Raw genomic sequence first — 26,235 nt, 5'->3', positions numbered from 1 at the left:
TTGTTAGTTTAGTTTCTTTTTTTGCTTAAAATAAAAGCTTATTTCTTATCACTTTTTGTATACAATTTTGCTGACGCGAGAGACTAAATAAATACTTATAAGCATAATAACAGAAGCAACCATTGCTAGAGTATCATAATGTTCTAATGGTGCATAATTGTCTTTTTGTACAATGATTAATCCAGCGATCATAGCACCAAAACCTCCTGCCATTTGTTGTAGAGAAGAGTTAATGCTCATAAAAGCTCCTCGATCCTGAGGTTCTGGTATAGCTGAGGTTAATGTTGTTGAAGGCACCATTCTGCTCATAATCGCCATCATCATTAAAATATTGGTAACTAATACAATCCAAAATGGAGTAGCGGCAAAATGCGCATAAACATTCATTACAATTATAGCAAACAAAGTGGCAAAAGCAAAAAGTTTGAATTTGCTGAATTTATCACTAAGTTTTCCAGCGATAGGCATGGTAATTAGTGTTGCAACACCAGTAATCATAAAAAGTAAAGGTAACTCATCATTAGTTACTTTTAAGTTGTTAATGGCAAAGGCACTTCCAAATGGCATCATCATAAAACCTCCAATAGAGAGCAGGGCAGTAGACAAGAAACCAACTTGATAGTGTGGTTTTGATATAGTATGCCACAAGTGCTGAATTGGTGTTTTTTCTTGTTTTAAACTTAAATGCTCCACAATTGGCTGCAGTTTAAAGGATAAAACCAATGTTATGATCGCTGCCATAGCGGCAATCCATAAAAAAGGTACGTGCCAGCCCCAAGCATTAGCAATGTATAAACCAATTGGAATTCCTAATACTTGACTTACTCCAAATCCCATTTGAATAAATCCCATTACTTTTCCTCTTTGTTGCAAGCTGAATAAATCGGCAACAATTGCCATAGAAATAGAACCAATTACACCGCCAAATATACCGGTAAAAATACGAGCTGCAACAAGTAATATAAAGCTTGGTGCTATGGCACAAAATACAGTTCCTATTGTAAAACCAATATAGAAGAAAAGTAAAAGTTTTTTTCGGTCAAATTTATCAGCAAATCCTGCTGTTAACAGTCCTGAAATTCCGGCACTAAAGGCATAAGCCGAAACGGCGATACCAAATTGAGATGCTGTAATTTTTAATGTTTTCATCATAATATCTCCAAGGGGTGACATTACCATAAAGTCGAGCACAACTGTAAATTGTGTAAGGGCTAATAGAAATATGACAAGTTTTTGATAGCCGTTAAAACCTGTTTCGAGAGTTTGTTTTTCGTTCATTTATTTTAAAGTTCTTTGCAGTCAAAGTCAAGAAAGTTCAACATCTCGATTATTTGACCTGCGTTAAGATTTTCGCTTATAATTCTAAGTACACAATCAATATCTTCTTGATCGATACTCCATTGCAGGATTGATTTGTTTGTATTAAAGAATGCTGCAATTTTATTTTTGCTGGTTTCTGTTTTTATATTAGTAGCAAATATCATGACATTCATGGCTATTAATTTTAAGGGGTTAGTGCTTTGATTACTAAACGTAATGCTTCTTGTTGTACATCGTTTGTTAATTTAAACGGAGTGGTTCCGCCCAATCCTTTTCCTTTTTCATGAAAACGCAGTAAATTGTATAACGGTCCGTAAGCGATACTCCAAAATACTTCTTTTGAAACTGGTACAATTTCTTTTCTCTCGATGGCTCCATTTAGAAATTTTGTCATGATTTCTTTTAATTCCATCAAGCTTTCATTTACTATAAAATCACCGTAGTTTGAGTTTTGAAGAATTTCCCAGCAAACTAGCTTATCAGTATTGTTCATCATAAATGAAGAACGATTTTCCCATTGCTTAGCAAGCCCTACTGCAAAAGGCATATCGGGAGTAAAATCTTTTAAAGAGCTTTTAAAAAAGAATGTTCCCATCTCAATCCCTATTTTTTTTATGAGATCCTCCTTATCTGCATAATAAATATAAAGGGTTGCGACAGAGATACCGCATTCTTTTGCCAAACGATTCATTGCAAAGCCTTCAATGCCATACTTTACAATCATTTCTATCGTTTTTTGCTTAACTAATTCTTCTTTATTACTATCTCTAGTTCTCAAATGAAAGGATATTTAAATTGAGAGCAAAGATATAATAATAAGTGAACGTTTGCTTATTTATGATAAAAAAAAATTACGAGGCTTTCAATAAAACAAAAAACAGATTTTTTTTGACAGATTTAGATTGTATGATTTTTTTGCTATTTTTACTACCAGCAGTTATCGTACAAAATGAAAAAGTTTGTATATAAAACTGGTTTGTCTTACTAAATTAAATTTTAAAAAAATGAGAAAAAACAATGATTTTGGCCTGTTAATACTTCGTATTACAATTGGATTATTAATGCTTTTGCATGGTTTTGCAAAGTTTAATGGAGCTTTAGACTATATTTCGGGAATGCTTGTTGAAAAAGGTCTTCCAGGTTTCTTTTCGTATGGAGTATTAGTGGGAGAAATTTTAGCGCCAATTGCTATTATAGTTGGTTTTAGAACCAGAATCGCGGCATTAATCTATGCTTTTAATTGTTTTGTTGCGGTATTAATGGCTCATAGTGCTGATATATTTAAAATGGGTGAGCATGGAGGCTGGGCTTTAGAATTGCTTGGTCTTTACTTTTTTACTGCACTTGTTTTGTTTTTTACTGGAGGAGGAAAGTATAGTGCTTCTACAAAAAGTAATTGGGATTAATATATTCTTGATAAGAACTCAAATAAAAAAAACGGTTTAATACCGTTTTTTTATTCCATATTCTAAAGTTTAAACTCCAAATCCTAGTCTTAGAGTTTGGAATTTAAACTTTGTAATCTAAGGTTTTTACATTTTTGTAATAATGAATTCGCTTCGTCTGTTCATTTGATGTTGTGCTTCTGTACAAGGAACCCCGTTTGAGCAATTATTGATAAGCTGGGTTTCGCCGTAACCAATCGCACTTTCAATTCTTTCGGCAGTAATTCCTTGAGATATTATATAATCTCTGGTCGCTTTGGCTCTTCGATCAGATAATTCCAGATTGTATTGATCATCGGCTCTTGAATCTGTGTGAGATTCAATTTTTATCACTACACTAGGATATTGATTCATTAATAAAACAACTTTGTTAAGTTCTATTGCAGCATCATATCGTATATCTGATTTGTTGAGGTCAAAGAAAATAATTCCGATTTTGATTTTTAGAATACCATCTTTACGTTCTATTAGATTTGGATCAAGTCCAATTGGCACTTGGGTTATTCCTGAATTCTCGGCAGTAACGATTGCTTTTGATGAGGTTGTAAAATTATCTTTAGCCACTTCTATAGTGTATGGTGTATTGCAGTTGATGTTTTCTTCAAACTCAAATTTTCCATCCATTCTAGAAACGGTTTGCTGCAATTGCTGGTTTTCATTGTTTTTGAGTGTAATTATGGCACCTGGAATTTTTTTGTTCGAAATGGCATCAAAAACATAACCTTCTATAGATTGTGTGCAGCTTCTTTCGAAAGAGTAAATATCATCATCGCCTTTTCCCGTTTTTCTGTTTGAGCATACAAAACCTTTGTTGGTTTCTTCGTTTACAATATATCCAAAATCGTCTAAACTGCTGTTTAAAGGTGCGCCAAGATTAACTGGTGAATCAAAAACTTCATTATTTAATCGGCTTTCAAAAACGTCGAGACCTCCTAAACCTAAAAAACCGTCTGAGGCAAAGTACAGCGCTTTGGCTGTTATAAACGGAAACATTTCACGTCCGCTAGTATTTATTTTTTCGCCTAAGTTTTTAGGATTCGAATATTGGTCTTCGCCCAAAATGTCTACCATAAAAATATCAGTAGAACCAATTGTTCCGGGCATATCAGAAACAAAATAGAGTTTTTTACCGTCTTTGCTTACAGTTGGCTGTCCAACAGAATAGTTGTCACTGTTAAACGGAAGTTCTTTTACATTTTCCCATCGAACAGTACCGTTGCTGTTTTCTACTGCTTTGGCAGAGTATAATTTTAAATTATTTACACCTTTGTCGTCTCTTTTTAGTTTGCCATTGTAATTGTTTCTAGTAAAATAGATTGTTTTTTCATCGGGCGAAAAAGCGACACAGGCTTCGTGATATTGGGTTGTAATTTCTTTTGCAAAACGTTCCTTAAAAGTTACGTTTGTTTGTGTAGGGCTTATTTTTCCGAGCTGCATATTTAAAAACGGCTGATCGTTCCATCCATATTTTGCTGTTTTTAAATAGGAGGAATCTATTGTTGTTGAATAAACTAAGTCGCCTTTATAAAACATCGGCCCAAAATCGGAGTAAGCGGAGTTTATTTCTAGATTTTCTAGAATAAACTGCGGTTTTATTTTCTTTATATCTTCGAGAGTTACTGTTTTTAGAGAGAAGTTTTGAGCTCTAGAATCAGATGATTTTTGTTTCTCGGAGAAATTTTTCATCCATTTTTTTGCCAGATCATAATTCTTGATTCCCTGTAAGGACTGTGCATAGCGAAAGTAATATTCTGCTGAAACTTCGGCAGAATAATCAGTAAGCAGTTTGCTGTACCATTTGCTGGCATCTTGCATTTGGGTATTAAAATAGTGTGCATCTCCTAAACGCTGCAAAATTTCTTTTGAAGTATCGCCATTCTTTACTGACAGTTCATATGATTTTGCGGCATCTATATAATACATTTTATCAAAAAGAGCATCGGCCGTTTTGTTCTTTGTTTGCGAATTAACCATTTGGATGATTAGCAAGGCGAGTATAATAATTCTTTTTTCCATAGCTGCTAGTATTAAAAGAATCTAGGAGATTTTAATCCCTTTTTGCGTGATACTAATTCAAATCGAAGCATAATTTCGTGTGTGCCGCTATTGTAGTTTTGTAATTCGGTAGTAGAATAATCATAAGCATAACCTACAAGAAACTGCGGTGTAATTTGTAACGATGCTAGGGCACTTACAGAATCTCCTGTTCTATAAGAAGCACCAAGTGTTACGCAGTTATTGAACATAAAATTGGCTGAGAAATCGGCAATTAATGGAGCTCCGGCTACATATTTTACCATTGCGGCTGGTTTAAACTTAGTGTGAGCTGAAAGATCAAAAACAATTCCTCCAATAAGATAGACATGCATTCTTTCGTTAACCAAATCATCGGCAATATCATCATAATTGTATCGTTCTCTGGTCATAAAATTCGGAACTGCTAATCCGATATAATCTCTTTCACCATGCCAGTATAATCCCGCACCAACTACTGGAAGAAATTTATTGGTGATGTTTTCACGAAACTGAACATCTGGATCTCTATAGCTTCCTTTTGTCCAGTCAATATTTATTACTCTCCCGCCGCCTTTAATTCCAAAAGACAATTTATGGGTTTGACCTGATGGAATGGTGTAAGAGAAGTTAGCATCTAGATATTGCTCTTCTGAAGGGCCTATTTCTTCACTTACTACAGATAAACCTAAACCTACGTTTTTTCCAAGAGGAGTATCGAGCGTAAAAGATTGTGTGTTTGGCGCTCCTTCAAGTCCAACCCATTGAGTTCTATAAATTCCTGTTATAGCTAAGTGCCCTAATGAGCCGGCATACGCAGAGTTAACACTTAGCGTATTATACATATACTGTGTGTATTGGGGATCTTGCTGAGCCATCGCACCAAATACAGAAAGCATTGTAAGGATTGTGAAAATCTTTTTTATACTTTTAATCATAGCCAATTCTATTTTGGTTATTGCTATTTTATTTTAAATAAAGCCATCCAGATGTTTTTGGGGAACCATTTCCTAGATCAAGAATATAGAAATAGGTGCCCTCTGGAAGTGTTTTTGCAGATCCGTCTGCCTTGCCGTCCCAAGTGTTATTGTATCCTTTTTTGTAATACACTAAATTACCCCAGCGATTAAATATTTCGAGCTGATTGTCTGGATATTGTGAGATACAATCGATGTAGAAAGTATCATTTTGACCATCATCATTTGGAGAAAATTCATTGAAAATTTTCAAACAATTAGGTGCAACGGTTGCACTGTCTTGATTATTTGACGAGTTGCTGTCAATTTGATCCATTTTAACAAAGTGAGCTGTGTTTAAATAGTCATTAAAATCAACCACTTTTGCAGTTATTGTTAAAGTTTGAGAACCTTTTACAGCTACAGACGGAATCGTCCAAGTTCCTGTTGTACTGTTGTATACTCCAGCCGAAACAGTGAATGTATCTAATTTATAGCCTTTAGGAAGTATATCTTGAACTTCGACATTTGTAGCAGTTAGGTTTCCAAGATTTTCAGCTGTAATAGTAAAGGTTACGGTGCTGTACATTGGTACATCTGTTTTGTCAACCTCTTTGTTTATAGCAATATCTGTTGATGAAATGTTGATGAATTCTGAGTCTTCGTCATCTTCACTTTGATCACCATTATCGTTATTTGGCTTACTGTCTGGATCGTATTGATCACTAGCAGTTACTTGGGCGATATTCAAATAATCGTAACCGTCAAGTCCATGCGGACTTGCAACCGTAACTTGATAAGTTAAAGTAATGCCTCCAACTGGAACAGTTAAATTAGTCCATTTTATGATGTTGCCTCTAAATAATCCTCCGTTTGAGATGTTGGTAATGTTTCGATAACCCAGCGGAATGATATCATCAACGGCAACTCCGGTTGCTTGACTTGGTCCTTCGTTGTTAAGCTTTAATGTAAAGGTTATAACCTCGTCTACATTTGGATTTTTATTACTTACTGTTTTTTCTAAACTTAAATCAGCGATTGAAACATTGATTTGAATACTGTCGTAGTCGTCTTCTGTTTTAACTCCGTTATTTGGTGTTGAATCAGGATCAGGCATATTGCTGGCAGTAATTTCTGTTTCATTTGTATATTCATTTGCTGCACCCGTCGGTGGATTTACTTTGACATAAATATCTAAAGTTTGAGTTTCTCCATTGTTAACGGTTCCAGTAGTCCAAATTCCAGTAGCATAATTATAAACTCCGCTTGTTGCCGAATTAGTTAGATAAGTAAATCCAGCAGGAAGTAAATCTTTTACTTTCACACCGCTTGCATCGCCGGGACCATCATTTGTTACTGTGATATTAAAAATAACAGTCGAACCAATTTCATACATTGTATTGCCTGTTTGTGTAGTTTTACTGATCGATAAATCAGCCATAAGAACTGAAGGTGTTACAAGCGCAGTTGCATAATCATCTTCTGTTGCAACTCCGTTATTTGGAGTTGAATTAGGATCAGGCATATTGCTTGCAGTTACTTCGGCAGTATTGAGATAATTTCCTGCAGCATTTACTATTGCATTGATTTGCAGTGTATGAGAATCTCCATTTAAGAATGAACCAATATTCCAGATTCCTGTATTTTTATTATAAGCTCCTTTTGTAGCGTTAAAACTGCTAAAAGTATAACCGGATGGGAGTAAATCTTTTATTTGTACTCCAGAAGTGTTTTGCGGGCCGCTGTTGGTTACAACAATTTCAAAGGTAACTTGTGCTCCAATTAAAGGTGTTGAATTATTAACTGTTTTGGTCAATGATAGATTTGCCGACACATTCGTTGGAGCTGTAGTTGCTGTTGCATAATCATCTTCAGTTGATATTCCATTATTTGGCGTTGAATCGGGGTCTTTAATATCTGCCGCGATTACTTCTGCAACATTAGTGTAATCCCCACTAGGATTTACGGTTGCCATAATCTCTAATGTTTCTGATTTTCCGTTAACTAAACCGTCTACAGTCCAAACTCCTGTTGTAGAATCATAAGTTCCTGTAGAGATCGAATAGCCATTAAAAGTATATCCGTTTGGAAGCAAATCTCGAACCTTAACGCCAGTATTATCTAATGGACCGTTATTGCTGATAATAATTTCGAAAATTACCTGAGACCCTACTAAAGGAGTGGCATTGTTTACTTTTTTTGTCAGCGATAAGTCAGAGTCAATTCCTCTTAATATCGGTACTGTAAATGCACTATCATAATCATCTTCTGATGTTACTCCATTGTTTGGAGTTGAATCAGGATCTGGAAGATCTGCTGATGTAATTTCGGCAGAATTTAGATAATTTCCAGTTGGATTTATGATTGCAGTTATTTGTAAAGTTTCCGATTTTCCATTATTCAAGTTTCCTATGTTCCATATTCCTGTGGTCGGATTATAAGTTCCAGTTGAAACAGTGAAACTATTGTATGTATATCCAGAAGGCAATAAATCAGTTACCTGAACACCAGTATTATCTTGTGGTCCGCTATTGGTTACTACAATTTCAAAAGTGTCTATTGTGCCAACCAGCGGAGTGGCATTATTTACTATTTTGGATAATGATAAATCTGAAGATTTTTTTATTGGAGTTGTTGTTGCTGTCGCATAATCATCTTCAGTTGTAACACCGTTATTAGGCGTTGAGTCTGGATCAGGTACATCACTGGCTGTAACTTCGGCAACATTTAAATAGTCTCCTGAGTTATTTACAGTTGCGGTTACTTGCAGCGTTTCTGATTTACCGTTTATTAGATTACCCACAGTCCATAATCCTGTAAGCGAATCGTAAGTTCCAGTTGTAATTGTATAGGAATTATAAGTATAACCTGATGGCAGTAAATCTTTTATTTTAACACCAGTATTGTCTTTTGGACCATTATTGGTAATTACTACTTCAAAAGTCACCTGAGACCCAACTAATGGTGTTGGATTATTAACTTTTTTAGTCAAAGATAAATCCGAAACTGAAGCTTGTTGTATTGGAACTATTAATGCTGTGCCATAATCATCTTCAGTTGTTACTCCATTATTAGGCGTTGAATCAGGATCTGGAAGATCTGCAGCAGTTATTTCAGCGATATTGGTGAAATTTCCTGTAGGATTTACAGTTGCAATTATCTGAAGGGTTTCTGATTTACCGTTTATCAAATTACCTACATTCCAGATACCTGTTGATGTATTATAGGTTCCAGTCGAAATTGTATATCCATTTAAGATGTATCCAGAAGGTAATAAATCTTTTACTTGAACTCCTGTATTATCTTGCGGACCATTGTTTGTTACAATGATTTCAAAAGTGGCTAATGTGCCTACCAGCGGAGTAGTATTATTAACAGTTTTAGTTAATGACAAGTCGGAAGATTGATATATTGGAACTGTCGTTGCGGTCGAATAATCATCTTCTGTTGTATTTCCATTGTTTGGAGTTGAATCTGGATCCGGGAGATCAGCAGCTGTTATTTCGGTACTATTAGTATAATTACCAGATGCATTTACTCGTGCTGTGATTTGCAGTGTCTCAAATTTTCCATTAACTAAATTACCTACAGTCCAAACTCCAGTAGTTGGATCATAAGCACCAGTCGATAGTGTAAAATTGTTGTATGTATATCCAGAAGGAAGTAAGTCAGTAACTTCAACACCAGTATTATCTTGTGGTCCTCCATTCGTTACAATAATTGTAAAAGTAACTAAAGAACCAACTGTTGGAGTCGTATTATTGACTGTTTTGGTCAAAGATAAATCCGATACAGCTGTTACTGGAGTTGTCGAAATTTCGGCATAATCATTTTCTGTGGTTACATTATTATTTGGAGTAGAATTTGGATCGGGAAGATCGCTGGCAGTTACCTCAGCAGAATTAAGATAAACTCCTGTTGGATTTACGACTGCAGTAACTTGAAGCGTTTCAAATTTTCCATTTATTAAATTTCCAATAATCCAGACACCTGTTGCTGGGTCATATGTTCCAGTAGATACCGTAAATGAATCATAGGTATAGCCTGATGGTAACTTATCGGTTACTTGTACGCCAGTATTATCATTTGGTCCATTATTGGTAACTATAATTTCAAAAGTAACTTTGGAGCCAATTAAAGGCGATGATCTATTTACCGATTTAGTAAGTGATAAATCAGATGTTGGTTGAATAGGAGTGACTACTGCATTGGCTTCGTCATCCTCGCTTTGATCACCATCATCGTTATTAGGCGTACTATCTGGGTCAGGGAGACTGCTGGCCGTTACTTGAGCAATATTTTTATAAACTCCTGTTGGCAGTACTTTGGCATCAATAATAAGCGATTCTACAGCTCCCTTATCAAGAGAACCAACTGTCCAAATACCTGTAGTACTATTATAAAGCCCGGCAGATGAACTGTAATTTACAAATTGATATCCTGTTGGCAATAAATCTTTAACCTCAATTTCGGTTGCATTATTTGGACCATCATTTTTAATGATAAGTTCAAAAGAAATCTGACTTCCTACTACAGGACTTGTATTTCCAGCCATTACATTTTTAGTCAATGACAAATCAGCAGAAGGACCTATATAAGTAATTTCGGCATTGTCTTCATCATCTTCGCTTTGGTCACCGTCATCGTTATTTGGCGTACTGTCAGGATCTGGTAAATCGCTGGCAGTTATTTGAGCGACATTTTTATAACTTCCTAACGGATTTACAAATGCACTAAAAGTCAAGTTAGTATTAGCACCATTTGCCAATGCTATATTTTTCCATTCAAGCGTAGCTGTTGCCACTTGGTATGTTCCTCCAACTGATACAGATCCGGGAATCAATGTATAACCTACCGGAATAACATCTTGTACAGCTATTCCTGTTGCATTTCCAGGACCTTTATTGATTAGATTAAGAGTAAAATCTACTTGTTGACCCGCAGCAGCAGATGTTGGAGTTACCGTTTTAGTAAGCTCTAAATCTGCAGATTTTAATGTAATATTTGCACTTGCCATATCATCTTCAGGAAGACCGTTTCCAGGTGTACTGTCTGGGTCGACTTGACGTGCAGTTTGTATTTCTGCCGTGTTTTTATAATTAGCAGATGTTGCCACATTTACCTTTGCGGTAATCTGCAATGTGATAGAGTTTCCGTTGTTTAGGTTGCCTATATTCCAGATGCCGGTATTGCTGTTATATTTGCCAGAGCCATTATCGCTGACATAGGTATAACCTGGTGGAAGTTTGTCTAAAACCGTTACTCCTGTGGCATTGTTTGGACCACTGTTCGTTGCTCTAATCGTAAATATTACATTATCATTTATACTTACAGACGTTGGAGAAACTGTTTTTTGAAGTGATAGATCAGCTGAGTCTATTGAAACCGAAACACTATCCTGATCATCTTCGGTTTCTATTTGGTTGTTTGGCGTACTATCAGGATCAAATTGATCAGATTCTACAATTTCGGCTTTATTTAATGTACTTCCGACTGCATTTATTGTAGCTTTGAATGTTAAGTTTAGTCTTCCTCCGTTAGGAACCGTAAGATTGTACCAAGTCAAAGTATTATCACCTACATTATATTGTCCAGATAAATTGGCTGATCCCGGCACTATGGTAAAACCAGTAGGAATATAATCTCTTACGGCTACACCAGTTGCGGTTACTGTTCCTCCAAGTGAATTGTTATTAAAAATCTGAATTGTAAAGGTTACTACATCTCCCGCACTTCCGTGAGTAGGAGATACAGATTTTGTTAATTCAAGATCTGAAACAGAAAGTATTGTAAGGGTCATAACATCAGATGAAACAGCACAATTTCCATTGCTTACCGTCCATTGAAGTTGATATGTGCCAGCAATAGTTCCACTAACAGCTGTTGTTGGCGATGTATTGTCAACGAAACCTAACGTGCTTGGTCCTGTTATTTGACTCCATTCTCCTGTACCTACTGTAGGAGGTAAAGCGTTCATGTTTACGGGAGAGAATTGTGGAACTGTCTGATTTGGTCCAGCATCAGCAGTTGATGGCTGGTCGTAAATGGTAACTATAACTGAATCTTCAGAAATACAACCATTATTATTTAATGTTGTCACCGTCCACAAAAATTCATAGGTACCAGGCTGAAGTCCAAGCATTATAGAATTAGGATCATTTGGAGCACCAATATTGACAGCGGGTCCCGACGCCTTAGTCCAAGTACCAATACCAGAAGTTACAGGAACTGCCGCCATAGTAGTTGAGTCAACATTACATAATTCTTGATCAGGCCCTGCATCTGCTTTAGAAGGTGGAATGTCATTAAAGGTTATTGAAACTTTATCAACAGAAGGCTGACATGATGAAGGATCAGTAAAAGGACCATTTGTTACTGTCCATGTTAATATATAAGTTCCTAGTACGGTAACATTTGATAAGGTTGTTACAGGACTGTTTGGATTATCGATTACAGCCGTACTTCCAGCTGGAACAGTATCAAAAGTCCATGTTCCAATACCTACTGCAGGTGGCAAAGCGGCTGTTGTGTATGTAGTTTGACAAGCTGCAGTATCATCAGGTCCTGCTTCTGCATTACTAGGAGGGGCATTCATTTCAATACGAACTATATCTGATAGTGTTCGACAAGATGCACTTTCAAAAACCCATTCTAAAATATAAAGTCCAGGAACAGTTAAGTTTAAAAGATTGCTTTTTGGTGCTGATGGTGTCTGAATAACGGCAACACTTCCTGTTGGCTGATAAACAAATCTCCATTCAGCTTTTGAAACATCTGGAGGAGGTGTGTTTCCATCTAAAGCTGTTTGACCTCCAACATCAGCAATACAAAGGTTTTGATCGGCTCCTGCATTAGGATCAACGCTTGCACCGCTAAATACATCTATAGTAACATTATCTGAAGATCCAGGACAAACTGGATTGGTAGAAGAAGATATAGTATAGGTAAAGACATAAGTGTTTCCGGGAATCACTGTAGCATTTGCAATATAACTATTTGGAGGTGATTGTGTAATAACAACATCATTTACATTTCCTGTGGTACTGAAGAGTGTCCATGTTCCAGAAGAGTTTTCGTTTCCTATAAGCTGTATACTGGTTACATCACAATATGTTTTATCTGCACCTGCATTAGCAGCTGGCAAAACAGTTACGATTACATCATCAAATGTTGGCGGACATAAAAACACACTTTTTGAATTAATTGTCCATCTGAAAGTATAAGTTCCTTTTACAAGTCCATTAATAACCGTATTTGGATTAGATGGATCAACAATATTAGGCTGATTTGGCGCTCCAGTGAGAACAGACCATTGACCTTCTTCAAAAAAACTGTCGTAAGCATTTCCAGCCATTGTTACGGTGGTATTATTACAAACATTTTGATCTGGTCCAGCGGCAGCAACGTGAGGCGGAATTCCGATTGTTAAATTAATATCATCAAAAGCTTCACCACAAATATCAGCATTTACAGTCCATCTAAAAATATAGTAACCGCTGAATGTAAACGTAAAAACAGCATTTGGATCATGTTGGTCACTAATGGTATAGTTACCAGCCCCGGATATTCTTGTCCATGTTCCCGTCGCACCGCTGCTTACTGTAGCAGCCATCGTTATTACACTTCCGCAAATTTCCTGATCAGGACCAGCATTTGCTGCCGGCGGCGTGCCAGCAATAGTTACGTTTACACTGCTCGTACTTGGTATACATATTCTTGATCTATTTACTATTGCCCAAGTAAAAGTATAAGTTCCATCCGTAGGAACTGTGACCAAAGTATTAGGATCATTTACATCAGCAATTACAACTCCTGCAGATGGAGTGACCGTCCAAGTTCCAAAATCTGAGCCTTCGGGTGTATTTCCGCTTAAGTTAAAAGTATTGGTTCCATTAGGATAGCAAGTATCTGGTCCAGCGTCAGAGCTCGTTGGAGCAATATTGTTGGTCGTGTAGATAAGCATATTATCAGAAACGGAGGCGCTACATGCTGGTCCTGGATGCAGATAAGAAATCGTCCATTTTAACTCATACGTAGCATTTGAGGTCAAAAATCCTGAAGCAATTGCATTAGGATCATGTATATTAGAGAATGTTATTGTATCTGGCCCAGAGACTTGACTCCATCCGCCTATTTCTCCACTTTCTGCAGGTTTGGCTGTAAGCGGTACATCAGTTTTTGTACAAACCACGTGATCAGGACCTGCATCAGTACTGCTTAAGGTACTTCCAGAGACATATATGTTTACAGTTGAAACTGAAAAACCACAGGTAGCACCGCCGCCTTTTGTTATATATTGAAAAACATAAGTACCTGGAATAAGCCCGCTTACTTGCGTGTCTGTTGCAAAAACATCTGCAATTACAGCTTCATTTGGACCGTTTAGCTGACTCCAAAAATGCAAGCCGTCATCTGTCATAACGCCAGAAAGCATCGTAGTGGTGTCTCCGCAAGGTAAACTTACATCAGATCCTGCATTAGAAGGTGTTGGAGCACCAGAAACAAGAATATTTAAAGTATCAAAACCATAATCACAGCCAACATTTAGTGAACCATTTTCACTTCTAACGAATTCTACAACATAATCTCCCGGAGCTGTAAGGGTTAAAGTTAGTGAATTGCCAACATTTTGCAGTGTAGTAGGGAAAGGTGCTAAAGGAGAATTATCAGGTCCATGTGTGATTCGATATTGATTTACTCCCGTACCTGTTACAGTAAGCGGAATTGTAAAAACGGTTGCATTACAGCTGCCAACAATATCCCTGCCATTGTTCGCAACAATAGTTCTTGTCGCACCATTGTACTGAACATTATAATCTTTAGTAAAAATACAGCCGGTGTTGGCATTAGTAAGGGTATATCTAAATTTATAAGGATCTCCTGAATCAGAGATGCCTGTAACTAATGTAGTAGGATTTGTTGGTGAAACAATTACAGCACCTGGACCGCCTGCAATTTGTGTCCATTGTACCGTTTCACCTGCATATAAAGGGGTTTGTGCAATAAGCGTGACCTGAGTGATACTATTGTCACAAAAGAATATATTTTCATCACCGCCTGGTAATGTTGTTACATCTTGTGTTGCCGGTGGTACAGTAATCGAAACTAAATCATTTCCAGAAGCACAAGGTCCTGTTACTGTCCATCTAAAAGTATAAGTACCTTCAGTTAGATTTGAAATTTGAGTCGTATTTGATGTTGGACTGCTTATTGTTGGTGTATTTGGACCGCTTACAAATGCCCACAAGCCTCCCTGTCCGTTTAAGCCACATCCGCCATACGTACCATTTAAATTGGTACTTTGTGTAGTAGTGTAACAATTACTTAATGTTTGGTCTGGCCCTGCCGAAATAGGTTTGACACCGCCATAATTAGTCACAGTAATTTGTGAGGTAGTTCTGCAACGAATTCCAGGAGCAAGTTCTGGACCTTCAATAACCCATTGTAATGTGGTTACCCCGCAGCTTGTTGCAGGCAGATTTATAGTCGAAGTTGGTAAGTTGGGAAAATTAATTACAACCCCTGCATTATTATTGCCTACAATTTCCCAGTAACCATTTTCACCTGTATTCTGAGGTGTATTTGCAGTAATAGTTAACGTTCCTGCACTGTTAGGGCAACTTGCTACGTCTCCTCCAGCTTGTGCTCGAGTTATAGGTGCAACATTAACAACTTTATCCTGATAGGTTGAGATACCATCTCCGCATACTGCACTGTATCTAAAAATGTAAGTATTCCCTCCTGTATAACCAGATACTGTAGTGCTTGTACTATTTGGTGAGTTGATAACAACTGCAGGGCCTGAAATTTGAGACCACAAAACGGTACCTATAATGGGCGAAGGAGTACTTCCTTCTAAAACTAAAGCATCAGTTTCACAAATAGTAACATTTAGAACTCCAGCATTTACTGTACAGTTTTGAGCGAATGAATTTATAGTATTAAACAGAACTATAAATAATACTGGAATCAGTTTTTTAAAGTGCTTCTTAATTTGTAGAGATTGTCTCATAGGCTTCGAGATTGCAAAGTGGATACGAACAATTTATAACCACATTAAATTAAAATTTATGTTGTTCGTTAATTTCGAAAAGAATGATTTGGTGATTGTAAATAGGGGGTACTCAAATTTATGAAAAGTTAGCTTTAAGAGGCTGATTTATATGTTTCAAGTTATAATATGCAACAAGAAAAGTAAATTAAATAAGTTTTTATGATGAGCTTTTTTGTAGAAGAAAAGGTGAATTATTGTATTTATTTTTTGTAACGAACTGATATATTGTGCTTTGTGTTTTGTGGGCTTTAAAGTGAGATATAGAAAAGATTTACAAGTCGATTTGTGAGAAATATTGACTTAAACTTTTTTTCTTGAAGAAAGAAATTGGTTGCATCTTATAATATGGAACATTATTACAAAGTATTGACTCCTATCGGCTTGTGGAATTATCTAAATTTGAGAATCAATTATTTGCACAAAGTCTTCGGCAGATAATTAAAAAGTATTCCCATACAATTTCATTTCTAAGTAATCCTTAAATTTTAAACTATGAAAAAAAATGCCTTACGAATATTTTTTGCATGTTTGTTCTGCATAGCTTCTATTGGAGTTGTCAGTGCTCAAACGAAAAAGAAACCAAATATCATTATGGTAATTTCTGATGATACAGGTTGGGGAGATTTAGGAGCTTATGGCGGTGGTGTTGGCCGTGGAATGCCGACTCCAAATTTGGACAGAATGGCTAAGGAAGGCATGCAGTTTTGGTCGTTTTATGGACAGCCAAGTTGTACGCCGGGAAGAGCTGCAATGATTACCGGTAGAATTCCAAACCGAAGCGGTATGACAACTGTTGCTTTTCAGGGTGAAGGAGGCGGACTTCCTGCTGCTGAATGGACATTGGCATCTATTTTGAAAAAGGCAAATTATAAAACTTATTTTTCTGGGAAATGGCATTTGGGTGAAGCAGATTATGCTATGCCAATTGCACATGGTTTTGATAAAATGCAAAATGTGGTTTTGTATCACTTAAATGCTTACACGTATTGTTTCCCTTCATGGAATCCTGATATGGCTCCTGAAATTTCTGATTTTATAAAAAAAGCAACTAAAGGTATTCTTGAAGGAGAAGCTGGAAAACCAGCACGTGATACAGGACCTGTAACAGAAGAAAACATTGCAGAGTTGGATATGAATATGGTAGATAATAATCTAAAACAGCTTGATGATTATGGAAAATCAAAAGATCCATTTTTTATGTGTATCAATTTTGCCAAAAACCATCAGCCAAATTTACCATCAAAACAATTTAAAGGAAAATCACCAGCCAAAAGCAAATATGGTGATGCCGTTGTAGAAATGGATTATAATGTTGGCCGAATTATGGATAAAATTCGTCAGCTTGGAATTGCAGATAATACCATTGTAATTTATACAGTTGATAACGGAGCATGGCAAGATGTTCATCCAGATTCTGGATATACGCCATTTAGAGGATCAAAAGGAACAGATAGAGAAGGAGGAAGCCGAGTTCCAGCTATTGCTTGGTGGCCTGGTCAAATTGAAGCAGGAAGCCAAAGCCATGATATCGTGGGAGGTTTAGATTTGATGGCAACTTTTGCAAGTCTTGCAGGAGTTGAACTGCCTAAAAATGATAGAGAAGGTAAACCAATGGTTTTTGACAGCTACGATATGTCGAATGTTTTATTCAAAAAAGGAAAACCACTTCGTGACAGATGGTTTTATTTTACAGAAAATGAGTTGTCTCCTGGAGCCGCACGTATCGGAAAATGGAAAGCAGTATTTAATACACGCGGAGATAATGGTGCGCAGGCAGGAAGCGATACACCAGGACAACAACTGGGTTGGAGAGGTGATCAAACCTATATTGCAACCGTTCCCGCTGTGTACGATTTATGGCAAGACCCGCAAGAGCGTTATGATCTTTTCATGAACAGTTTTACAGAGAAAACATGGACAATGGTAATTTTTGATCAGGTTGTTCTTGAACTTATGAAAACTTATGCTGCTGTTCCTCCAAGACCACAACAAAGTGGTGCTTATGGCGGACCAATGGAGATTGGCAGATACAGAACCATTGAACAAGCTAAGCAATTACTAAATAGCAAGCAGTTGTCGATGCCGGCTTTGAGTGTTGATCCAAAAAACTAAATAATTCTATCTTACTTTATACCATTTAAGCCCGATTTACGTCGGGCTTTTTTTATGGAATAAAATCAATTGTATTGACAAGATATAAAAAAGAAAGCCTTTAAAGTTGTGGCTAAAAAGGCTTTTCTCTTCTTCAAAAAATCAATTTAATTGTAGTTTACTTATGTGTTTTTCTTTCTGTCGATAGAAAGACTGGTATACAATCCTATTATTACAAAGATTACACCAAAAAGGGTATACAAAGTAAGCGGTTCATTTACCATAAAATAGGCAATTAAGAATCCAAAAATCGGACATAGAAAAAGCCAATAAGAGGCTTTTATGGGATTAATTTTTAATAAATACAACCAAAACTGAACTGCTCCAATAGAAACAGCAATAGCCAGCCACGAAGTCGAAAACCAGAAATCACTGTTAAAAACATTTTGATCAGATCGATAGGTGATCCATAATACTGGAATCAGAAACACAGCTCCAATAATGGTTTGCCACCCATTAATGGTAAGAATGTGTAATCCGTTCCAGTTTTGTTTAGAATAATAAATAGTTCCTAACGAATAAGCGATCATACTTGCAACCAAAATAAGTATGCCGCCGGGAGTTGCAAAACTGTTTTGTAATAAAGGATATGCCGCTAAAAACACACCAATAAAACAAAGAACCAGACTAAGAATGTTTTTGATTTTAATTTTATGAGATAACCAAATCGCCGAGATCAAAACAATAAAAACAGGATTAGTCGCAACAGCCAAACTCCCTAAACCGGCAGATACTTTTTGCATAGCAACAACATATAAGCCTAAATAAAAAGTAATATTAAACAAACCGTAAATACTAATTTGAATCCACTCTTTTTTTTGAGGCAGCCGTTTTGCCATTAAAATATGAGAAATAAAAAGCATAATGCTTCCTGCTATTACAAACCTAAAAATAGAAATCACAAAAGGCTGCGCAGCATGAAGACCTATTTTGGTAGCAGTTGATGCCGATGCCCATAAAAAGGCAAATAATATTCCAGCAAAAATGATTTTAAATTCTTTGATTTTAGCAGTAATCGGAAGCAGTTTTTCTTTAACCATTTTATAAAACTACTGTTGAGGTTTTAGAAAAATTAAGTGTTTCTATATTGGATAAATCAGCATTGAATTGAACAAAACTTGCAGGAAATCCCGTTTTTATTTTTCCAAATTTTTCTCCTAATCCAATTGCATTTGCAACACGTGTTGTTCCCATTTTTATAGCTTCATCTGCAGAAACATTCAAATGATTATATGCATTTTGAACTGCTTCTAACATGGAGATTGTGGCTCCAGCCAAATTACCTTCATCATTTCTATAAAAGCCATTTTCAAGGTGAGCATCAAAATTGTCCCATTTAAAACTTTCTACTTTTCGCCCTAAAAATGTCGCATCACTTATCAAGAAAAATTTCTCTTGTTTTAGTTTATAAGCTAATCTTGCGGCTGCGTAATCGCAATGTGCTCCATCTAAAATTACGGGGGCATAAACATTTTCATTTTCAAAAACAGCACCAACTAATCCCGGTTCACGATGACCGAATTGAGTCATTGCATTAAACAAATGTGTTACAAGGTTTATGCCTTTTGAAAAATAATGCTGTGCCTCTTTATAACCTATTGTAGAATGCCCTGCCGAAATTGTAATACCGCTTTCTAAAAGCATATTTAATTGCTCGTCAGTAAAACATTCCGGTGCGATTGTAATTACTTTTATCACATCTTTTCCGTATCTAATAATTTCTTCAAGTTCACTATTTGTTGGTTTACGAACCTGATCGATACTATGCGCCCCGCGTTTCAAAGGATTTAAGAACGGGCCTTCTAAATGCATTCCAATTACACCATTGTTGTGTTTTTGAATGTAATTTCGAGTCGCTTCAATTCCTTGCAGAATCGTTTCATTAGACGATGAAATTAAACAAGGCAAAACATGAGTAGTACCATACTTTAAACTTGAATCATAAATATCCTGAATCGTTTCTTCAGTAGGAGTTTGGCTGAAATAAAGTTTTTCACCTCCATTTATCTGAATATCTATAAATCCTGCTGCTATATGCTTTCCTTTTAAATCGAGTTGAGGTATATCATTTGGAATCTCCTTTTGAACCGAAAGAATAACTCCATTTTCTATGATAATCACACCGTTATCAATTATCTCATCACCCGTATGCACAATAGCATTGACAATAGCTTGTTTCATTGTTTTGTTATGTAAATTAAACTACCCAGCAAATTCTAAATCCACATTAAGTTTAAGCTGTTTTTATTTCTTTGATTTTCCTTTTTGAGAAGGTTTTTTATAATTGTCCTTCCCGTCTGCAAGCCATTTTAATGAAAAGCTAACAAAGGTATTTTGAGTATAGTCGTCTTTTTCAAAAAACACTCCAATATCTCCATTGTCAAGTATTGTAAGAGACGAATAAGCCGATCCGCCGCCATATATAGTTTTTCCCTCTGTCCATGTTTTTCCTTCATCATAACTAATACGAACCGTTAGATTCATTCTATCCTTTTCCATTTTAGCATTCGAAAACAAAATTCTATTCTTATCATAACCATCAGCTTTAGCTGTGTATCGAATAATTTCAGCATTACATCCTGGATCTACCAATTTAGGTTCTGGTTTAGTGCTCCAAGTTTTTCCCTCATCAGTAGAAGTATGTACATATCGCATTCCGCCTTTGTTTACCCTTGCATTAACCATCCAGCTTCCGTCAGCCAATTCAATAATTTTGGATTCGTCTGCAGGTTTTATAGGTGTATCAATAAAGTACCATGTTTTTCCATGATCATTACTTCCAAAAATATATAAGCCGCTCGTTAAATTTACTAAAGTATGCAACAACTTTCCGTTTTTTGTTTGTATTCCGCGTCCAGAAGTTATAAACTTAAAATCCTTATGCCATTCCGGTTTCGCAATTTGGCTCGTAATATCTTGAGCTTTACTCCAAGTTTTACCATTGTCACTGCTTTTTACAACATGCAGATAATAAACATCTTTTTCCTTGTCTAAATCCATAAAATTATAGAACAAAAAGATTTCATTAGTTTGTTTGTCAACAATCATCGAAGGATCTGACGCAGATTGCCCAAAAGGAAAATCGGCTACTTTTTCAATCTCCGACCATGTTTTTCCATTATCAGCGCTTCTGCGAATAACAATATTAATGTCTTTGCTCCATTTTAAATCACCACAAGAAGGAACACGTTCGTCAATAGCAGCAATTAAATCGCCATTTGGAGCCGTTACTATAGATGGAATTCTAAAGCAAGAAACATCCTTAACCATCGATTTATTAAATAAATCCTGACTAGTAATTACGCCATCAGCGATTTTATAAGTGTCCTTCTGAGCATAAATAATTGCTGCAGAAGTTAATAATAGTAATGTGAAATATTTTTTCATAATTAAAATAAAAATAGATTTTTGAGTTTTCTTTTTCAGAAACGCTCAATAAAATACGAATTTTTGTTGCTAATATATCTAAATTATTGGTTTAAAGTTTCATTTAGAAGCTGCAGACAGTACCATTCTTGGCGTGGTAAATGAAAAGGTCCTTTATAAAGATTTCCTTTTGCAGTTTGTGCAACGCTTCCGTCTCGATGCAGATAACCAAACCATTCTCCGTTTTCTTTATCATGAAACTTACTGTAAGAGTAGTCATGAATCATTTTGTGCCATTTTGCATATTTTTCATTTCCAGTCATAGTGTAGGCGAGAAGTGTGGCAATAATTACTTCATTATGAGGCCACCAAAATTTCATGTCCTGCCAATATTCTTGTACAGGATTTCCGTATACATCAAGAAAATACAAAATTCCTCCATGTTCTTTATCCCAGCCGCGTTCCCACATGTAATCGAGCATTTTGCAACCCAGTTCTATTAAATGAGGATCATTATTTCTATATTTTGCTTCATGCAAGATAAACCAAGCACCTTCAATAGCATGTCCAGGATTCAAAGTTCGTCCGTCAATATGATCAATTATAGAACCATCTGGAGCAACCTGTTCCATTACACATTCAATATCATGCTTAACAAAATCGTTTTCGATTTCAGCAATCCATTTAGTAATCCATTCGTCACATCTAGGATCACCAATAGTTTCTCTTATTTGTTGTGCAGTGTTTATCATAATCATTGGAGAACCAATTCCTTTCGCCGGACGTACAGCAGTATATTTTGATTCTAACAATCCCGGTGTGGTAGCATATTTAATACATTCTCCAAATAAATGACGTGCTTGTTCAGCGACCTTTTCATCACCGCTTGCTTTAGCGTAAGCACTCATGGCAATAACAGCGAAAGTCTCAGAGAAATAATAACGGCGTTTGCGAATAGGACTTCCATCGCGGGTTACATGAAAAAACATTCTTCCATCCGTATCAAAACAATGTTTGTTTATAAAATCGATACCTGATTTTGCGCCGTACAGCCATTCTTGTTTCGGTTCAATTGTATTATAAAGCGTTGAAAGAAGCCAAGCTGTGCGCCCTTGAAACCAAACCGATTTATCATCATCTATTAATTCACCAGTTTGATTTCGCATTAACAAATAACCGCCATGAACAGTGTCAATAGAGCGAGGAAACCAGAAAGGAATGGTGTTTTTAAGTAATTGCTTCTGATAAAAATCTTTTAAATCTATCAGGTCTGTCGTTGTATAACTCATTTTTTAAGTATTTTTTTATACCTACCAATATCGTTAGGCTTTGATTTACTATATTTTACTTTTTGTATCGTATTTTCAATGTGTAAAAGTTTTATATGTTTTTTGGGAGATGTATTCTAATTTGTATTTGAAGAAATTACTTCCGTTTGAAAAGTCGAGCAAGGCAGATTTTCCTCATTTACCAAATTGGCTTTCGTATAAGGTTTCCAAGCATATAAGACTGTTTTAATCTTTTCGGTTTTCGGAATAGTAATCTCTACTTGATTATTGACTATTTCAGCTTTACATTCTATTCTATTTCCTTTTTCGGTTACTAATTCAAAACCGATTAATTCCTTTTTATCTGCAGTTTGTAATTGTTTTGCATTTGAAAAAGAAATTAGAATTACATCTTCTTTTTGTATTGCTTTTAAAACAACTGGGCCTTCCGCAATTATGTTTTTGCCATAAGTGTATTTTAAGGCAAGTAGAGCTAGTCTGTCTCCAATTTGTTTTTTCCTTATCGGATGTACATTTGTCGAATCGCCAAAATCCATACTCACCGCCATAGCGCTGTTTGGAATTTCTTTCTGAACTCTGTTTTGCATATCTCTAAATGAGGGCCAAGACGGACGATCTATACTCGATAATTGTATGTAATAAAAGGGCAGGGAAGTTCCCCAAGCTTTTCGCCAGCTTTGAACCATTACAGGCATTAAATGTTCGTATAATTCAATATTGTGTGCATTGCTTTCACCTTGATACCACAGAAATCCTTTTATGGGAAATTCAGTAAATTGTGTAACTCCTGCCTCATAATTGTAACTGGGAGCGTATGGATGGCGTTGTTTTGGGTTTACAGCATTTTTTAAGTTTTCATCAGCTCGTGATCTCACCCAAGGCATTATAAAATCAGATTTTCGCCAATTGGTCAAAACATCTACAACTTTATCATCATGTTCTAAAGTATACCTGTCTATCCAGGATTCGATAGGAGATCCGCCAACTGCAACTTCGATTAAACCTATTGGTACATTTTCTTCTCTGTTAATATTTTGACCAAAATGAAAGGCGATTGCCGAGAAGTTTTTAGCGCTTATAGAATCGCAGACTTTCCATTTTCCTGAAAAGTATTGTAATTGATTGGTTTTTTCTAAAGCAACAGCGTCCCAAGCTTTTTCATCTGTTTCTTGAAGGACTTCAAAATTAAAAAGACGTAATGTCGTATTGCTTTGCGCGTTTTTAATTACCGAAGTTCCGTTTTCGGCATTTTTCAGTGGAAATGCCATATTCGATTGTCCCGAGCAGAACCAAATATCTCCAATTAAAATATTCTTTAAAACAATGCTTTTCTTTTCTGATGAAATTTTAATTTGATGGGTTCCGCCAGATTTCATAGCAGGAAAAATGGCTTTCCATTTTCCATGTTCATTTGTGGTTACGATTTCTTTTTGATTTTCAAAAAGTACTTCAACTTTACTGCCTCCATTTGCGTTTCCGTAAATTACAATTGGCTGTTCTCGTTGCAGTATCATATTATCGCTGAAAACGGCGCCAAGTTTTAAACCTCCAAAATTCTGAGAGATATTTTCATAAACAGTCTGCGCTAAGATTGCAGCGCCTTCTTTTGTTGGATGTAAAGCATCTGGAAAAAGATCTGGACGATTGTATAATTTTTCATGAAGATCAATGAGTTTTACATTATTTGCGACGGCAATCTCAGAGATATGTTCCTGAATCTGCCAAAACCAATCTCGTGTTCCCGATTTAAAACGATTATGTTCGTTAAAAATGGGTGTCATGCGGCAGACGTATATTTTTACTTTTGGATTTTGTTTTTTTAACGTATCAATAATCCAAGAATAATCAGCATTAAAATCTTCTCTGTAATTCGGCCAGTTTCTAGGATCGGTATCGTTTAAACCTAAATGAATAATGGCGATATCTGGTTTGTAAGCGATAGCTTTGGCACATTCTTCTGTTTTATAATATGGCTTGCTTCCTTTTTTTAATAGTGTTGCACCGCTGTGTCCAAAATTTAGAACTTCAAATTTATTACCTAGCAAAATTTGGAGTTGTGACGGATATGATTCTGTTTTTGAATTGGCAAGAAGATATCCAGCTGTTACAGAATCTCCAATGCAGGCAACTTTTACAGTATTTTGTTGCGCATTTATTTTAGTGTGAACGAGCACAAAAAAAAGCAAGGCGAGCAAGAGTAAATTTCGATTTAGTATTCTCATTTTCTAACTAAAATTTTAAAACTTAATACATTATAAGCTGGGCAGAGCGCAAGGCTCCGCCCTGACTTATAAAACCAAAAGCCAACTAATTAATTTTCAGGATAAATAAATTAAGGGATTACGTTACGTTTTAGGCATCGGCAAAATCATTTACTTTGGGGCGTAAAAAACTGATTTGAGCGATTAATGCAACCAGAACGACACCGGCCATTAAGGAAAAACCATAACCTAAGCTGCCGGTATCGGCTGATTTACCTAACAATGACGTAACCAATGCACCGCAGGCAACTCCTGTCATATTCAAAACACCATAAGCGGTTGCTCTGTGTTTTGAAGAAACAAACTGACAGATAATAGGCATATTATTGGCATCAAACATACCGTATCCAATACCAAAACATAAAACTGCACCAACCACGTGCCATAAAGAATGTCCAAAACCAATTAGCATTAATGCAGGAATTGTTAAACTTAAACCTATGGCACTGGTATAAACTCTTCCTTTTATATTTTTTTGAACCCATTTGTCTGATAATATACCTCCAAATAGAACGCCTAATAAGGATGAAAATGAAATAGTTATTGTTGCTAAAGGTCCAGCTTGATCCATTGAAATACCTAAGTTATCCGAGAATAGGGTAGGAAGCCAGTTTTTAGTTGCCCAGCCCGGTAAACTTATGATAGCAAAATAAAATAGAATTACCCAAAATGAAATATTGGTAAATAATAACGCCAGACCTTTAAACAATGAATCTTTTTCATGTGTTTTATTAAGCTCAGGATCAGAAACTTTAGTTTCGACTTTTTTCTCACTTAATAAGAAAACTAAAATGAATGAATACACAATACCCACAATCCCAAAATGATGAAAAGTCGTATGCCAAGAAAATTTTGCAGCAATCGTCGCACCAAAACCACCCAATGCTGAACCTACATATAGACCAGTCATATGAATACCAATGGCAAGCGATCTTGTTTTTTGCTGATGGAAATCGGCAATTAAAGATAAACCAGCAGGAATGTATAATGCTTCACTCACGCCCATAAGAGCTCGCAGCCAATAAATTTGATTATAGGTTGTGGCATAACCCATCGCATATGTTACAGCAGACCAAACAAACAAACTGCCTATAATAAGCCATTTTCTGTTTAACTTATCAGCAATAATTCCCGAAATTGGACTCATTAAAGCATAAATCCAAAGAAAAATAGCCATTAAACGTCCAAAGTTTTCACCAGACACCAATTCTGGAATATCATTTTCCATAGATGGTCTCATAGTGGCAAGCATCTGCCTGTCCATGTAGTTTAGTAACGCTACAATCCAAAGTAAGGCGACTACTAACCAAGGATAATATTTAGAGTTTTTCATTTTTTTTATGTGGTTTTTTTGATTGTGTTTTGGTAGATCTAGCAGGT

At 36.1% G+C, this 26,235-nt stretch carries 14 protein-coding genes; 2 read left to right on the top strand and 12 right to left on the bottom strand.

Features of this window, described 5'->3' with window-relative positions; all coding sequences use genetic code 11:
* Positions 1 to 48: 48 nt before the first annotated feature.
* From BOW55_RS02755 to BOW55_RS02745, 3 genes are read right to left on the bottom strand one after another with little or no spacing between them, the layout of a single operon-like run.
* Complete coding sequence (locus BOW55_RS02755; RefSeq protein WP_129022881.1) at positions 49 to 1,278, bottom strand: MFS transporter; 1,230 nt, start codon at positions 1,276 to 1,278, stop codon at positions 49 to 51.
* Between the two features lie 5 nt (positions 1,279 to 1,283).
* A complete protein-coding gene (locus BOW55_RS02750) occupies positions 1,284 to 1,493 on the bottom strand; it encodes a hypothetical protein (protein WP_129022880.1) in 210 nt (69 codons plus the stop codon).
* 11 nt (positions 1,494 to 1,504) lie between these two features.
* Entirely contained in the window at positions 1,505 to 2,098 is a 594-nt protein-coding gene (locus tag BOW55_RS02745) for a TetR/AcrR family transcriptional regulator (protein ID WP_206733582.1), read from the bottom strand.
* A 226-nt stretch (positions 2,099 to 2,324) separates the two neighbouring features.
* Between BOW55_RS02745 and BOW55_RS02740 the strand changes: the two genes are divergently transcribed.
* Positions 2,325 to 2,726 (top strand): DoxX family protein, encoded by a 402-nt coding sequence (locus tag BOW55_RS02740; protein WP_129022879.1) that lies wholly within the window; start codon positions 2,325 to 2,327, stop codon positions 2,724 to 2,726.
* A 126-nt stretch (positions 2,727 to 2,852) separates the two neighbouring features.
* On the opposite strand, the gene BOW55_RS02735 is transcribed toward BOW55_RS02740, so the two are convergent.
* From BOW55_RS02735 to BOW55_RS02725, 3 genes are read right to left on the bottom strand one after another with little or no spacing between them, the layout of a single operon-like run.
* Positions 2,853 to 4,781 carry an OmpA family protein gene (locus BOW55_RS02735; protein WP_129022878.1) on the bottom strand — a complete coding sequence of 643 codons (1,929 nt, stop codon included), beginning with the start codon at positions 4,779 to 4,781 and terminating at the stop codon, positions 2,853 to 2,855.
* An 11-nt stretch (positions 4,782 to 4,792) separates the two neighbouring features.
* Positions 4,793 to 5,716, bottom strand: coding sequence for a type IX secretion system membrane protein PorP/SprF (locus tag BOW55_RS02730; protein WP_129022877.1), 924 nt, complete (start codon positions 5,714 to 5,716; stop codon positions 4,793 to 4,795).
* A 28-nt stretch (positions 5,717 to 5,744) separates the two neighbouring features.
* Positions 5,745 to 15,746 (bottom strand): gliding motility-associated C-terminal domain-containing protein, encoded by a 10,002-nt coding sequence (locus BOW55_RS02725; RefSeq protein WP_129022876.1) that lies wholly within the window; start codon positions 15,744 to 15,746, stop codon positions 5,745 to 5,747.
* Positions 15,747 to 16,280: 534 nt separating this feature from the next.
* Between BOW55_RS02725 and BOW55_RS02720 the strand changes: the two genes are divergently transcribed.
* On the top strand, positions 16,281 to 17,900 hold the full coding sequence (locus BOW55_RS02720; protein WP_129022875.1) for an arylsulfatase: 1,620 nt from the start codon (positions 16,281 to 16,283) through the stop codon (positions 17,898 to 17,900).
* Between the two features lie 161 nt (positions 17,901 to 18,061).
* Here BOW55_RS02720 and BOW55_RS02715 read toward each other — a convergent pair whose 3' ends face one another.
* The 6 genes from BOW55_RS02715 to BOW55_RS02690 form a co-directional block, all read right to left on the bottom strand.
* Positions 18,062 to 18,979, bottom strand: a complete 918-nt coding sequence (locus BOW55_RS02715) for a DMT family transporter (RefSeq protein WP_129022874.1) — start codon at positions 18,977 to 18,979, stop codon at positions 18,062 to 18,064.
* 1 nt (position 18,980) lies between these two features.
* On the bottom strand, positions 18,981 to 20,120 hold the full coding sequence (nagA, locus tag BOW55_RS02710) for an N-acetylglucosamine-6-phosphate deacetylase (RefSeq protein ID WP_129022873.1): 1,140 nt from the start codon (positions 20,118 to 20,120) through the stop codon (positions 18,981 to 18,983).
* A 63-nt stretch (positions 20,121 to 20,183) separates the two neighbouring features.
* Positions 20,184 to 21,326 (bottom strand): exo-alpha-sialidase, encoded by a 1,143-nt coding sequence (locus BOW55_RS02705; RefSeq protein ID WP_129022872.1) that lies wholly within the window; start codon positions 21,324 to 21,326, stop codon positions 20,184 to 20,186.
* 83 nt (positions 21,327 to 21,409) lie between these two features.
* On the bottom strand, positions 21,410 to 22,594 hold the full coding sequence (locus tag BOW55_RS02700) for an AGE family epimerase/isomerase (RefSeq protein ID WP_129022871.1): 1,185 nt from the start codon (positions 22,592 to 22,594) through the stop codon (positions 21,410 to 21,412).
* Positions 22,595 to 22,710: 116 nt separating this feature from the next.
* Positions 22,711 to 24,816 (bottom strand): GDSL-type esterase/lipase family protein, encoded by a 2,106-nt coding sequence (locus tag BOW55_RS02695; RefSeq protein WP_129022870.1) that lies wholly within the window; start codon positions 24,814 to 24,816, stop codon positions 22,711 to 22,713.
* A 130-nt stretch (positions 24,817 to 24,946) separates the two neighbouring features.
* Positions 24,947 to 26,188, bottom strand: coding sequence for an MFS transporter (locus tag BOW55_RS02690; protein WP_129022869.1), 1,242 nt, complete (start codon positions 26,186 to 26,188; stop codon positions 24,947 to 24,949).
* Between the last annotated feature and the right edge of the window lie 47 nt (positions 26,189 to 26,235).

The sequence above is a fragment of the Flavobacterium sp. YO12 genome (genome assembly GCF_004119495.1).
In the GTDB taxonomy this organism is placed as follows: Bacteria; Bacteroidota; Bacteroidia; order Flavobacteriales; family Flavobacteriaceae; genus Flavobacterium.
The sequence above is the reverse complement of the archived record's forward strand: the minus strand, read 5'-3'. Positions and strand labels throughout refer to the sequence as shown.

What these genes read in the sequence shown, in the direction of transcription:
- BOW55_RS02735 (WP_129022878.1), bottom strand. Translation starts at nt 4,781, where the DNA reads ATGGAAAAAAGAATTATTATACTCGCCTTGCTAATCATCCAAATGGTT.
- BOW55_RS02725 (WP_129022876.1), bottom strand. Translation starts at nt 15,746, where the DNA reads ATGAGACAATCTCTACAAATTAAGAAGCACTTTAAAAAACTGATTCCA.
- nagA (WP_129022873.1), bottom strand. Translation starts at nt 20,120, where the DNA reads ATGAAACAAGCTATTGTCAATGCTATTGTGCATACGGGTGATGAGATA.
- BOW55_RS02695 (WP_129022870.1), bottom strand. Translation starts at nt 24,816, where the DNA reads ATGAGAATACTAAATCGAAATTTACTCTTGCTCGCCTTGCTTTTTTTT.
- BOW55_RS02700 (WP_129022871.1), bottom strand. Translation starts at nt 22,594, where the DNA reads ATGAGTTATACAACGACAGACCTGATAGATTTAAAAGATTTTTATCAG.
- BOW55_RS02750 (WP_129022880.1), bottom strand. Translation starts at nt 1,493, where the DNA reads ATGAATGTCATGATATTTGCTACTAATATAAAAACAGAAACCAGCAAA.
- BOW55_RS02755 (WP_129022881.1), bottom strand. Translation starts at nt 1,278, where the DNA reads ATGAACGAAAAACAAACTCTCGAAACAGGTTTTAACGGCTATCAAAAA.
- BOW55_RS02720 (WP_129022875.1), top strand. Translation starts at nt 16,281, where the DNA reads ATGAAAAAAAATGCCTTACGAATATTTTTTGCATGTTTGTTCTGCATA.
- BOW55_RS02715 (WP_129022874.1), bottom strand. Translation starts at nt 18,979, where the DNA reads ATGGTTAAAGAAAAACTGCTTCCGATTACTGCTAAAATCAAAGAATTT.
- BOW55_RS02705 (WP_129022872.1), bottom strand. Translation starts at nt 21,326, where the DNA reads ATGAAAAAATATTTCACATTACTATTATTAACTTCTGCAGCAATTATT.
- BOW55_RS02690 (WP_129022869.1), bottom strand. Translation starts at nt 26,188, where the DNA reads ATGAAAAACTCTAAATATTATCCTTGGTTAGTAGTCGCCTTACTTTGG.
- BOW55_RS02740 (WP_129022879.1), top strand. Translation starts at nt 2,325, where the DNA reads ATGAGAAAAAACAATGATTTTGGCCTGTTAATACTTCGTATTACAATT.
- BOW55_RS02730 (WP_129022877.1), bottom strand. Translation starts at nt 5,716, where the DNA reads ATGATTAAAAGTATAAAAAAGATTTTCACAATCCTTACAATGCTTTCT.